This is a genomic window from Candidatus Nitrospira bockiana (assembly GCF_965152565.1).
Genome location: NZ_OZ224215.1, coordinates 1,305,423 through 1,318,381 on the forward strand (window position 1 = coordinate 1,305,423; position 12,959 = coordinate 1,318,381).

Here is a 12,959-nt window from a genome sequence, read left to right on the forward strand (position 1 = left end):
ACGCCGTCGACCCGCTCGGCGTTTCTGGAATTTCATTTGCTAAGCCGAGGTGGGTCGAGGCATCAACCTTTCTGGAAGGAAGAGGGTGGCGAATGGTTCACGGGGTGCTGGTCCTATTGCTGGTCTTAGGAAGTCTCTGGCACGGTCTTGCTCTGGCCCAGGCGGCGGCGGCCGAACGGGTGATTCTGTTCGTGCTGGAAGGAGTCGACCGGAGCGTGGTGCATGCCCCTGGGATGCCCGTGTTGGCCGGGCTGGTGAAGGACGGCGCCGTCAGTTGGTCGGCATCGGGCATCAGTCCCGGGCGGCGCCTGCCGACGATGACCTCGGTACTGACCGGACTGCCGGTCGACAAGCATGGTGTCACGTGGGATGCCTTCGATTTCGCGCGCGGGTTTCCGCGTGCCCCGATGGTGTTCGACTATCTCGATCTGGCCGGTGGACTGGACAGCGCGGTGTTCCTGATGGACGAGTCGCTCTACCAGCTCACCAGACCCGAGCCGTATGTCGACTACCAGCGATGCGGGGCGTTGCGGCCGGAATGCACTCCGGCCACCGTCATGCGGTACATCCGCGACTACTTCCAGAAGGCCACCAGTGGTCACGGCTACGGTCATGCGAGCGCGGCGCTGCCGCACCTGCTCGTGGTGCACCTGCCGCCAGCCGAGTCCGCGACGGCGTTGCACACGGTCGACGCGACGATCGGCTCCGTTCTTCAGCTGTATCGGGACTACGGCTTGTTGCCTCGTACCACGGTGTTCGTCAGCAGCCTGAGCGGCGGTCAGGGACACGCTCCGGCAACGGCGGGCGGCGCCGTGCCACAGCGGAAGGATGGACGCCGACTGGATGCCCCACGTAGCGATGCGCCGCGGGGAGGTGCTGTGCCGTGGATCGCGTGGGGCGCCGGCATCAAGAAGGGGCATCACATCACGGATCCGGTCTCTATTTTGGATATCGGGCCCACCGTGTTGCGGGCCTTCGGCCTCGACACCCATACCGATTGGGAGGGACGCGCCATTGACGACATTTTCGTGGCATCGGCGACAACCGAGACGGTAACGGGACGATGAGCCCATCACAGAAAGCATGGGGCTGGAATTGGAGAGCCCCCCTGCTCTGGGCGGCCGGGCTGGCGCTGATCTGCGCGCAAGGGACGCTGCTGCGGGACGCCGCGGGTGGGTCTCCGTCGGCGGGCGCGCGGATCACGATCGACGCGACGGCGCTCACGCCGCCAGGGTGGTGGTACGTGCCGGGCGTGACCCCGATCATCTGGAGCTTGGATCCCGACAGCACGGAGGCCTTTCGCACGACCGAGTCGCGCACGCTTGTGCTCACGCCGGGCGCCTATCGATTCGGCACGTTCACGTTCGACTTTCCCTTTGTGGTCACGGAGCAGGGGACGTTGGATTTCGCCTCGTCCTTGGATCACTGCGTCCGCGGCCGCGGCGACACCACGCTGACGGTGCGCTGTGGTCGAACCCAACCGTACAGCGGGCGTCCGGACTATTGAACACAGAGACGACTGGAGGAGTACAGGATATGCAGCAGCTGAAGACGTGGTTGCAGGTGGGGCTCGTGGGCCTGGCGCTTCTCGCGTCCGCCGCGCCAGGTGATGCAGCCGGGTCCGGACGTGGCGAGCGTGCCGCGGACCCCGCACAGTTGGCGCTCCGCTATGCGGAGGCGTTCGCGGCGGGCCAGACGACCGAATGGGCCCGCCGGGATCTCGGCTGCCTGCATCGGAAGGCGGTGACCGACGCTGCCGCCGCGCAGCGGTGCTGGCAGGACACGCTCGCGGCGCACCGAGCGCTCGTGGCGGACGATCCGGAGCCCGGCGTGTTCGGGGCCATGGGACGAGGCGTCGGCTTCGGCGTCCTCGCAGAGCGACACCGGTCGTCGGTCCTGTGGCGGGAGTATCCCCCGGGCGTCTTCGTGTCTCCGGCGGTCGTGCGTCAGGACGCGGGCTCCGTGCCGGTGGTGAAGATCGCCAAGGCCTGGCCGACGAAACGGATCGCGCTGGTGTTGTCGAAGGGGGCGGAGCCGGCCAGCGTGCGAGGCACGGCGGTCGACATCACCGTCGCGTACCCGGATCCCATGACGGCCCCCCTGGCGCTCAAGCCCGATGAAGTATGGTGGACGAATGGCGCGCTACGCCGGTATGGTCCGGTGCGGGAAGTGACGGCTCGGTTCGTCGTCGTCTCCGGTCTGCGGGCGCACGGATATCCGCGCGATGCAGCCGTCGTGAACGAAGCGCTGTCCGACGCGCCCTCGTTGCCCGGCGTGGAATACGGCGTGCCGCCCGAAGGCCATCGAGTGACGGAACATGCCGCCGGTCGTGCGAGCGATGGAATCATCCGCGGCATGCTGGTGCCGGGGTCCCCGCGGTGGTGGGACCGGGCCTCCGCGGACGCCGCCTTCCAGGCCGGCTTGCAGGGCCTGTCTCGCGCGACCTCGCCGCGGGATCGCGTGGCGATCTTGACGCGACTCTTGCTCATCGACGCGCGGGATCAAGCCGTGAATGCGCGGCTCGGTCGAGAGCTGTATGACGAGTTTCTCTCCGAAGGTCTGAAGCGCAGCGGCATCAACGCCGCGGAGGCCTCCTCGCGCGATCGACTCGCGGAGCTGTACTGGAATCTTCAGGCGCAAACATGGCGACAGGAGCTGACCGCTGTGGCGGCCGGTGATGAGCCGGCGGCCGATGCGCTGTATGGAGCAATTGCGGCCTTGGAGACGGCCGGCGTGGGACCGTCCGCCGCTCCCGAGATTCGCCGCCGGCTCGGAACGGTGTATCGATGGAACAACGAGGGGGAGGCGGCCCTCCGGGTGCACGAGGCGCTGCTCAAGGATCTGCCCGACACCGAAGTCGCCGAGCGGGGACGCGTGTTGGCCGAGATCGCCTGGGATCGCATCCAATGGGTGTCCTGGAACCGGCGGTATGACCATCCCTGGCTGGGACAAGCCAAGGACGAAGCCCAGCAGGCGCTGGCGATGGTGGGCGCTCCCGAAGAGAAGCTGCTCGCGACGGAATCCGTCTTGCTCGTCGAGGCGCTGGCGGTGCCGCGGAATCTCGTCGCGCTCCAGGCCAGCGCCGCGCTCGCCCGGCAGTGGCATGATCAGATTGCCGGCGTCGACAAGATGTGGGATCACCTCATCGGCAACGACGTGGTGAAGGCGGTGGTGCCCGAAGCCGAAACCATCACCTTGCTGCGCTCCGCGCGATCCCCCGACGTGCTCGAAGTGGGCATCCATGCGCGTCCCCCCGCACAGGATATTCTGCGCCACTGGGAATTCGATCGCGACGCGGTCGGCCACGTGCCGTCGACCTTCTCGGCGGTCGCGGTCGGGGAAAGCGCGACGGCGGCCTGGCGGGTCGAGCAGGATCCGGAAGCCCCCTCGCCACCCCACGTCCTGGCCCCGTCGGTCGCCTGCGGGAGCCCGCAGTGCTGGCAGCTGTTCCTGGCCGACGTGACGCCGTTCGAATATCCCGATGTGACGGCGCACGTGCAGGTCGTTTCGGGTGGTGACTCGGCCGGGGCAGGACTCGCGCTGGCTGGACGGGACGGCCAGGGACTCTATGCGGTGATCTTCCTCCCGGCGAGCAATACGATCGTGATTCAGCGGATCGAGAACGGACGGGCGGTGCTCGTCGGCAGCGCGCCGGTCAGACCGACGAAAAGCGGCTGGCACCGTCTCCGCGTGCAGCGCAGCAACTTCGTCAATGTCAGCCTGCCGCGGCTGGAAATCTATTTCGACGGGACGGAGGTGCACGCCGTGACGCAGGACGCGATTGGAGAGATCAGCCGGGTGGGCCCCGTCGTGCAAGGCGATGCCGTGGCCAAGTTCGACACGGTCCGGGTGCTCGACATGGTCTCGAACCGCCCGCTCTCAAAGCCGGCGGCCTATTAGAAGGCCATTAGAAGACCATGCAGCACCTCCGGGCACTCGAAGATCAAAGCGTCTACATCCTGCGCGAGGCCTACGAGCATTTCGATCGGTTGGCCATGCTCTGGTCCATGGGCAAGGATTCCACCGTGCTGCTCTGGCTTGCGCGCAAGGCGTTCTTCGGTCATGTGCCGTTCCCGTTGGTCCACATCGACACCGGGTACGAAATGCCCGCGCTGCTCGAGTATCGGGACCGCCTGTGCCGGGACTGGCGGTTGAATCTCGTGGTCGGCCAGAACAAGGAGGCGTTGGCGGCGGGGATGCACCATACGCAGGGACGGGTGACCTGCTGCACCGCGCTGAAGGTCGACGCGCTCAAGCAGACGATTGCCGAGCACGGGTGGACCGCCATCATCCTGGGGATCCGGGCGGACGAGGAGGGGACGCGCGCCAAGGAGCGGTATTTCTCCCTGCGGGACAAACACGGCGAATGGGATTTTCGCGATCAGCCCCCGGAGCTCTGGGATCAATACACGACCTCGTTTCCACCCGGCTCGCATATCCGCGTCCACCCGCTGTTGGATTGGACGGAGTTGAACATCTGGGAATACATTGAGCTGGAGCGCATCCCGCTGCCGGATCTGTATTTCGACCGTGGGGACGGCCAACGGTACCGCAGCCTGGGGTGTGTACCGTGTACGGGCACCATGGCATCGTGCGCGAGAACCGTGGGGGACGTTATCGTCGAATTGCGTTCGACGACCATCGCCGAACGGGCGGGACGAGCGCAGGACGAGGGGCGTGGTTTGGAACTGCTCCGCAAACTGGGGCACATGTAATCGTGGCGGTGAACGCGGGCCGGCCACCAGTCGCTCGCGATCGGGCGGGCTGGCCATGACGAGGACGAGGGTGGTCCCGGCCGGGAAGCCGGGGGCGATGCAAGAGGCTGCGGAGATCATTCGTGCCGGCGGGCTCGTCGCCTTTCCGACCGAGACCGTCTACGGACTGGGGGCGGACGCGCTCAATCCCACCGCCGTGCTCAAAATTTTCGAAGCCAAACGGCGCCCGCGCTTCGATCCGCTCATCGTCCACGTCGCAGACCGCGCGATGCTCGAACGGGTCGCGCGGCCCCTTTCCGCCGACGAAGAGCGGCTCATCCGCGCCCTGTGGCCGGGTCCCCTGACCGTGGTGGTACCGAAGCAAGACGTGGTGCCGGACCTGGTCACGGCCGGGCTCCCGACCGTCGCGGTGCGCCTGCCCAACCATCCCATCGCCCGGGCACTGATCCGGGAGGTCGGGACGCCGATCGCGGCCCCGAGCGCCAATCCCTTCGGCTATGTCAGCTCCACGACAGCCGCGCACGTGCTCGAGGGCCTCGCTGAGCACGTGGACCTCATTGTGGACGGCGGGCCCTGCGCCGTCGGGGTGGAGTCGACCATCGTCGCCGTAACCGACCGCGGTGTCGAGGTTCTGCGCCCGGGCGGTATCCCAATAAACGTGCTGGAGGACGTGATGGGCCGGGCCGTCCAGTCGTCGGGGCCGCGTGCGATGCCCTGCCTGCCCGGAAGCGCGGCGCGGCACTATGCCACGCGCACGCCGCTCACCGTGCTCGCGACACCAGGTGCGCGACCTCAACTCGCGCCGCGGGAACGAGCCGGACTGTTGGCGTGGTCCGTCCGCAAAGGCGATGAGCAGGCCTTCTCCGCCATCGAGCGACTCTCGTCGTCCGGCGACCTGCGGGAAGGCGCCCGACATCTGTTCGCGGCGTTGCGCCGGTTGGATGCCCTGGGCCTCAATCGTCTGTACGCGGAGCCGTGCGGGGAGCATGGCCTAGGCGTCGCCATCATGGACCGCTTGCGGCGGTGTGCGGTGCCGCAGGACGCGCCCACGGTCAGTCCGTCAGGATGAATCGATCACGTCCGGGGCGCGGACCTCGACTCCCCGGCACGTCGTTGAGCGGCGGGATCGTACGTGAATCTTCAACCGTGGAGCATGACATGACAATCTTTGGCCTCGGTGTGCGGTTCGGACTCGTTTTGTGTGTCCTCCCGTATGTCTTCGCCCTGTTCCCGGTCGGCGACATGGCGGAGGCGGCGTCCCGTTCGGGGAGCGCCGTGACCCTGGTGCCCCCCGTGGCGTCGCCTGGGACGACGGTCGTCCTCAGGGGGCCGAAATTCGGGGCGTTCCAGACGGCGCAGCTCAATCAGGTCCGGTTCAATGGCGTGTCGGCATTGGTCCAACGCTGGGATCCGGATCGGATCGAGGTCCGGGTGCCCTCTCGCGCCACCAGCGGGCCTGTGCACGTGGTCGTCGGCAAGAAGACGGTGGCGGCGGGGACGTTTACGGTGCAGACCCCGGTCATTGCGGCCGTCGAGCCCGCGCAAGCTGAGCCGGGCACCACGATCCGGATCGTGGGACGAGGGTTCGGTCCGACCGCCGGCTCCAAAGATCCCAACGTGATGTTCGGCGTCAACCACGTCCTCGTGGGGGGCGCGATGGTGCGGAGCGAGCACTGGCGGGACGATCTCATCGAAGTCCAAGTTCCCGCGACGGCCGCGTCCGGCGAGGTGATCGTGCAACTCGCCTCTTCCGATCCGTTGCCGGACGGCTCCTGCTGTGCGCCGGTCCAGTACGTGGCGAGCAACGCTGGGGCGGTGAGGGTGATCCCGTCGATTCGCGTCGATCCCATGGCAGGACCAGTGGGAACGAAAGTGGTGGTCTTCGGACAGGGATTCGGGACGAAGGCGTCGTCCGAGCATGCGATGCTTTTCAACGGCCATCCCGGGGCGATTGCGCAATGGACCGATACCATGATCGTGACCCATGTCCCGTTGGGGGCCACGAGCGGCCCGCTTGTGCTCAAGCGGGGCGAGACCAGCCGGACGATTGGCACGTTTGCCGTTCAGGTTCCGGTGGTGACCGCGCTGTCGCCGACACAGGCGCCGGTCGGGAGCCTCGTGCGCGTGAAGGGGCAGCATTTCGGCTCCTACTCGGAAAGCGGCTCCACGCCGTTCGCCTTCGCCGATTTCGACAAGGGGGAGAATGCCGTCGAGTTCGGAGGCGTGCCGGGCATCATTTACCGGTGGCATGACGACAAGATCGACGTGTGGGTCCCGTACAGCGCGCAGAGCGGGCCCATCGTCGTCCGCCGGGGCGGGCACCGCCCCCATCCCGACGGGTCCTGTTGTGCCGAACGAGGCACGATCGATACCGTCGCCGGCACGTTCACGCTCGTCGAACCGCGCGTCGAGTCGGTGAGCCCGACCTCAGCGGGATTGGACGAGATCATTACCATCAGGGGATCGGGGTTCGGCGCATTTCTCAAGACCGCCGAGGCGACGCAACTGGGGCTCAACGAGGCGGGACATGACTTCCTCCCGATCGACCTGCGCGAGAACGTCTCGCGAACGGAGGTGCTCTTCAACAACATTGGTGCGCTCGTCGTTTCCTGGACCGATACCGAGATTCAGGCGCGGGTGCCTCGCCGGCTGTTGTTTGGCATCGGCCAACGGGAAGCGTTTCACCCCGATCTTGCGACCGGTCCGCTCACGATTCGGCGCGGCTCGTGGGACCTCCTGCCGGATGGCCGGTGCTGCACCGCCAAGCGATGGGTGACCGCCGACGCCGGCGAGTTCACGATCCTCCGGACCGGTCTGCCGGACCAACGGTTCTTCACCGATCAGTATTTCGGGGCCAGCGCCGGCCAATAGTGCTGTCCCTGGGGGCGGTGTGCCGGACCGCGGTCCGGCCACGCGCCGCCGCTCCCGCTCTGTGCTCGCCTCGCGCCCGCGCCACTTTCTCAGTCCGTGCCGGGCCTCGATCCGCCCCCGCGTTCCTTCAGCCCGCCGGAATGTGCAGGACACGCCGCTTTTTCACACCCTGAGAGGATCAATGGCCAAACAGACATCGTTCGTTGTATCGTCGCCCGCCGCGAGTGCCAAGCCCGTCCCCCCACGCCTCCCGCCGTTCGACCCCTCAACGGGCGCCAGACCGTCACGGCAGTGGAGATGGGCGCCGGGCAGCGCGAGGTTTCCGTCTTCGAGTTCTTCACGAAGAATCGGCATCTACTCGGTTTCGACAACCCGCGCAAGGCCCTGCTCACCTGCATGAAGGAAGCCGTGGACAATACGCTCGATGTGTGGGAGAAAGCCAGGGCGGGCGGGAGACTCCACGGGGGCCAGGCATCTTCCTCAGGCGAGGCTCTCGACTCAGCAGGCCGGGCGAGATGGGGGCGGGACAGCTATGGATCGACGGGCGGCCAAGGCGCTCTGAACGTCCTGAATGATCCGTGCCATCTCCCGTTGGGGAATATCGATGGCGTCCCATTCGCTCGGGATGCCGATCCGGTGGGGACCAGGCGCCGGAGGCCAGACTTCCAATTCTTGCGCCGTGAGCGCCACGCCGCGATGCCATACGGGCCCGCTCTCCATGTCGAGGATGAGACCCCCTGTCCCGTCTTCGAGCACCGCTGCCTGACAAAAGACGCGCCACCGTTGTCCCGATCGGGACGAGGTTCGGACGGCTTTCAGCAGGGTCATCGACCGAACCGTCCAGGCAGGATATGCAGAGGACAGGACACGCAGACAGCGCTTGCGTTCGGGAGGCTCTTGGCTATCGGCAGGGGGCAGCGTTGTGAAGAGCGCCGCGGCCGCCGCTGGCGCCAGAGGGTTGTCGCAACTCTTCCTCCGACACGAACTGCACCGGCCCGCCGACCTGAACGGCAGCGAGGGTTCGTCGCGGGCTGATCCAGACGATGCGCCCCCGTTTGGTAATGCCGGGGCTGATCGAGGACCAAAAGACTGGATTGCGCGATCGGGATGAGCCTCGAGGAGTGCCAACAGCTCGCCACAGAGGATCAGGTGCGGACGGTCGAGAAGCTCGGGGCGGCCATCGCGGACCTGAACGCGGTGATCAGGGAGGTCCGAACCTACATGACAGGGGAACCCATGGGAAAAGTCCCTCCTTCAACGCAGCCCTGAGCCCTCACCATGGCGGCTCTCACTCCTATACTTCATCGACCTTGAGTCTGTAACCGACGCCCAACTCAGTAACGAGGTATCTGGGCCGGGTTGGATTATCTTCAATTTTATTTCTAAGCTGACGCATATAGACGCGAACATAGTGCGGCTCATCAAGATGCAACGGCCCCCAAACTTCTTTGAGAAGCTGACGATGCGTCACGACTTTGCCGGCATATCTCACGAGCGTGGCGAGCAGCTTGTATTCAAGAGGGGTCAAATGAACTTCGGTGCCGTTCACCATGAGCTCGCGTCGGTCGAGGTCGAGTGTCAGCGCGCCAGTTGAGAAAATGGCTTTGGTGTGGTCGACAGAGGCACGAGCCATCTGTCGAAGACTGGCCCGCATCCGAGCCAACAGTTCGTTGATGCTAAAGGGCTTTGTCACATAATCATCAGCGCCGAGGTCGAGCGCTGCGACCTTGATAGCTTCCTGATCGCGGGCCGATAACACGATGATGGGAATGGAGGTCCACTCCCGTAACTGCCGTATGATGCTGGTGCCATCCATATCCGGCAAGCCCAGATCTACCAGAATGATATCGGGATTCCTCGACGCCGCTTCCGTGAGGCCGTCACGACCCGTTCTCGCTTCGTAATAACGAAAGCCATGCTCCGTCAATGATGCACGCAAAAATCGACGAATTTCCGGCTCGTCCTCGATGATCAACGCGGTGATCGCCTGTTGATCGGCGACAGTGTTCATCGGTCAGTCCGTGATTCGATCTCCTGGTATGCCACGGGCGGTGGCGTGCCGCCGAGTGGCAAGGAAATACGAAAAGTCGCCCCCCCGCGGGCGCGATTGTACGCTTGTATTCGTCCCCCATGCGCGTCGATGATGCCTCGAGAGATTGTGAGCCCCAGCCCCACGCCACCTTCCTGGCGACCTCCACGATAAAACTTCTGGAAGATCCGCTCTTCGTCCCCGTCAGGAATGCCCGGTCCACCGTCGGCCACTTCAAGGACCAGCTCGTCGTCCTCGACCCATGCGCTCAAGTCGATCGGAGGCCCGGGCTCGCTGTACTTGATCGCATTCTCCAACAGATTGATCAGCACTTGTTGGATGAGGACGCCATCAATGGGGACGAGCGGCAAGTTTGATGCGAAATGAGTGTTGATGTGGCGGCCCTCAAGCCGCCTCTCCATCCGAGTCAAGGCACCCTCCACAACTTCTTCGATTGGATGCCATTCTTTCTTGACGTCGATGGCGCCGGCTTCCAGCCGCGTCATGTCCAGCAAGTTCCGCACGAGCCGATCCAACCGATTGGCCTCATCATAGATGGCCTGCAGCATCTGTCTGATGTGTTCGGGCTTCTCTCCATTGAGCGAGCTCAATGCCGTACTCGCCGCGCCGGTGATCGTCGCCAAGGGTGTCCGAAGATCGTGAGACACAGCGCTCAGGATGGTACTGCGAAGGCGTTCAGTTTCGGCCTGTACCTGTGCCACGTGCGACTGCTTCGCCAAACGGGCGCGCGCGAGGGCGATCGCCGTTTGGTTGGCCAGCGTCTCCAAGAGGTGCAATTGTTCAAGATCCAAACGATGCCCTTCTTGAGGAGGACGAACCGCGACAACACCGACGGTTCCCTGCGTCCCCACGAGCGGCCAGTAGAGAGCGGCTGATCCGGGCAGCGTGTCGGTCCCCAGGCCCGCCTGCTGCCCATGCTCGTACACCCACTGCGCGACGCCCTTTTCTTTGGGCGCGACTTCAAAAAAAAGGTTGTGCGTTCGCTGGAGGACGAGCCGACCCGTATCATCCGGCAAGAAGAACGCCACTTGGCTCCCGAACGTCTCGTGGATGTGGCGTGAAGCTGCGGCAATCAAATCGGTCATCTTGCGATGTTTGGCCAGCTCGCGGCTCATCGCGTACAACACCGCCGTTCGCTTCTCGCGTTGATGGGCGGCGAATGCTTCTTGGTGGAGCCGGACGGTCAGGCGACTGATGAGGAGTGCGATCGTCAGCATGACGGCAAACGTCACAAAGTATTGCGTGTCCGACACCGCGAAGGTCAGGTACGGGGGGATGAAGAAGAAATCAAAAGCCGCGACACTGGTGACCGAGGCGAGTATCGACGGGCCAAGGCCCCACCGAGTGGCAACAAAGGCGACGCCCAAGAGGTAGACCATAATGAGATTGGCCACCCCGAAGTACGGGAACAACAGCCAATTGAGGGCGGTAAAGACCGAAACGACGGCGGCAGCCTTGCCGTAGAGCATCCAGTTGATCTTCTGGCGGACCTTGTGGCGCTGCAAGGGCCGGCTGTCTCCCGCCTCTCCCGTCATGACGTAAATATCGATATCGCCGCTGTTCCTCACCAGATCCTGTACGACCGATCCCACGAGCCATTCCTTCCACCGTGCGCGCACAGGCTTGCCCACCACGATCTTCGTGACATTGCGCTCACGAGCGTATGTCAGGATCTCTTGGCTCACGTGATCGCTGGTCAGGGTGACCGTCTCGGCTCCGAGTTGCTCGGCCAGCCGGAGCGTCTCGACGACCCGGTTGCGTTCGCTGTCGGGCAAACGCAGATGTCGCGAGGTCTGAACGTAGAGGGCGATCCACTTGGCGTGGAGGCCGGCCGCCATCCGTCTCGCCGCGCGGACGAGCATGGCGCCGCGGGGTTTCATGTTGACGCAGACCAGGATCGTCTCGGCGGCGGGCCATGTCTGTGGGACGGCATGGTCTCTGCGGTAGACCTGCATCTGTTGATCAACCCGCTCCGCGGTCGAGCGGAGCGCCAATTCACGGAGGGCGATCAGGTTACCCTTTCTAAAGAAGTGCCGAATCGCTTGCTGAGCCTGCTCGGGGACATACACCTTGCCTTCCTTCAGGCGTTGGAGGAGATCATCCGGCGGCAGATCGATGAGCTCGACGTCGTCCGCCTTTTCGAGAATCGAATCAGGAATCGTCTCGCGAACCCGGATGCCGGTAATCTGGGCGACGACGTCATTCAAGCTCTCCAGATGCTGCACATTGACCGTGGTGTAGACGTTCATGCCGGCGGCGAGCAATTCCTCGACGTCCTGCCAGCGTTTTGGATGGCGGGACCCGGGGGCGTTGGTGTGGGCCAATTCGTCGATCAAGACGAGCGTGGGTCGGCGGGCCAACGCCGCATCCACGTCGAGTTCCTTCAGTTGCACCCCGCGGTGCTCGACGAGGCGCGGTGGCAACGGCTCGAGGCCTTTGACGAGCTCCTCGGTTTCGGCACGCCCGTGGGTGACGACCATGCCGATGACGACGTCGACTCCCTCGCGTTTCTGCTCGTGCGCCGCTTCGAGCATCGCGTATGTTTTCCCGACACCTGCAGTGGCGCCGAAGAAAATTTTCAGCTTGCCGCGCGTTTTGCGCACCTCTTCTTCCTGAACTCGCTTGAGCAGGGCGTCGGGATCCGGACGATGGCTTGCCATGGGTGACCTGCACTACAGGGAGCTTCAACCAGTGTACGAGCGTGAGAGGTGGCGTGCAAGAGCGCGCGACGCCTGCAGGCGGTTGATTAACGCGTTAGATCGAGGGCCAGGTTGAGCCGCAACACATTGACACGCGGCTCACCGAGGAATCCAACCTGCCGGCCTTCCGTGTGCTCCTCCACAAGGCGACGAACGAGGCTTTCACTCATCCGCCGCGCTCGCGCCACCCGGCCGATCTGGTACTCGGCCGCCGCCGGGCTGATGTGTGGGTCCAACCCGCTGCCCGACGCCGTCACAAGATCGACGGGGACTGCTCGTGTGTTAGCGGGATCCGCTGCGTTCAGCGCCGCGACTCGCGCCTTCACCCGCTCAATCAGGACGGGATTGGTGGGACCGAGATTTGAGCCCGATGAGGAGCCGGCATTGTAAGGAAACGGAACGGTGGCGGACGGGCGACTCCAAAAATATTGAGGGGCCTCAAAGGGCTGACCGATCAATTCGGAGCCGACGATTGTGCCATCCCGGACGATCAAGCTGCCGTTCGCCTGGTACGGAAACAGCAGCTGCGCAAGAGCCGTCACCGTCAGTGGATAGACGACACCCGTGAGGACCATCAAAATGATCAGCAGCATGCCAGCGGGCCGCCATTGCTCTTTCATGCTG

General features: G+C 64.7%; 10 protein-coding genes. 6 read left to right on the forward strand and 4 right to left on the reverse strand.

Annotation, left to right across the window (positions count from 1 at the left end; genetic code table 11):
• Window positions 1-92 precede the first annotated feature (92 nt).
• The 6 genes from ACWHYV_RS06425 to ACWHYV_RS06450 all read left to right on the forward strand — a co-directional run bounded on the left by ACWHYV_RS06425 (window position 93) and on the right by ACWHYV_RS06450 (window position 7,586).
• Window positions 93-1,067 carry a hypothetical protein gene (locus tag ACWHYV_RS06425; RefSeq protein WP_447979833.1) on the forward strand — a complete coding sequence of 325 codons (975 nt, stop codon included), beginning with the start codon at window positions 93-95 and terminating at the stop codon, window positions 1,065-1,067.
• A complete protein-coding gene (locus tag ACWHYV_RS06430) occupies window positions 1,064-1,507 on the forward strand; it encodes a hypothetical protein (RefSeq protein ID WP_447979834.1) in 444 nt (147 codons plus the stop codon). The genes ACWHYV_RS06425 and ACWHYV_RS06430 overlap by 4 nt, the downstream gene beginning before the upstream one ends.
• Window positions 1,508-1,536: 29 nt before the next feature.
• Window positions 1,537-3,900 (forward strand): hypothetical protein, encoded by a 2,364-nt coding sequence (locus tag ACWHYV_RS06435; RefSeq protein ID WP_447979835.1) that lies wholly within the window; start codon window positions 1,537-1,539, stop codon window positions 3,898-3,900.
• 17 nt (window positions 3,901-3,917) lie between these two features.
• Window positions 3,918-4,715 carry a sulfate adenylyltransferase subunit CysD gene (cysD, locus tag ACWHYV_RS06440; RefSeq protein WP_447979836.1) on the forward strand — a complete coding sequence of 266 codons (798 nt, stop codon included), beginning with the start codon at window positions 3,918-3,920 and terminating at the stop codon, window positions 4,713-4,715.
• 55 nt (window positions 4,716-4,770) lie between these two features.
• Entirely contained in the window at window positions 4,771-5,784 is a 1,014-nt protein-coding gene (locus tag ACWHYV_RS06445; RefSeq protein WP_447979837.1) for an L-threonylcarbamoyladenylate synthase, read from the forward strand.
• Window positions 5,785-5,873: 89 nt separating this feature from the next.
• Window positions 5,874-7,586 carry an IPT/TIG domain-containing protein gene (locus ACWHYV_RS06450; protein WP_447979838.1) on the forward strand — a complete coding sequence of 571 codons (1,713 nt, stop codon included), beginning with the start codon at window positions 5,874-5,876 and terminating at the stop codon, window positions 7,584-7,586.
• 498 nt (window positions 7,587-8,084) lie between these two features.
• Here the strand turns inward: ACWHYV_RS06450 and ACWHYV_RS06455 are convergent, their stop codons facing one another.
• The 4 genes from ACWHYV_RS06455 to kdpC form a co-directional block, all read right to left on the reverse strand.
• Complete coding sequence (locus ACWHYV_RS06455) at window positions 8,085-8,414, reverse strand: hypothetical protein (protein ID WP_447979839.1); 330 nt, start codon at window positions 8,412-8,414, stop codon at window positions 8,085-8,087.
• Between the two features lie 466 nt (window positions 8,415-8,880).
• Window positions 8,881-9,597, reverse strand: coding sequence for a response regulator (locus ACWHYV_RS06460; protein WP_447979840.1), 717 nt, complete (start codon window positions 9,595-9,597; stop codon window positions 8,881-8,883).
• Window positions 9,594-12,296 carry a DUF4118 domain-containing protein gene (locus ACWHYV_RS06465; protein ID WP_447979841.1) on the reverse strand — a complete coding sequence of 901 codons (2,703 nt, stop codon included), beginning with the start codon at window positions 12,294-12,296 and terminating at the stop codon, window positions 9,594-9,596. The genes ACWHYV_RS06460 and ACWHYV_RS06465 overlap by 4 nt, the downstream gene beginning before the upstream one ends.
• Before the next feature lie 86 nt (window positions 12,297-12,382).
• A complete protein-coding gene (gene kdpC, locus ACWHYV_RS06470; protein WP_447979842.1) occupies window positions 12,383-12,955 on the reverse strand; it encodes a potassium-transporting ATPase subunit KdpC in 573 nt (190 codons plus the stop codon).
• Window positions 12,956-12,959: the final 4 nt, after the last annotated feature.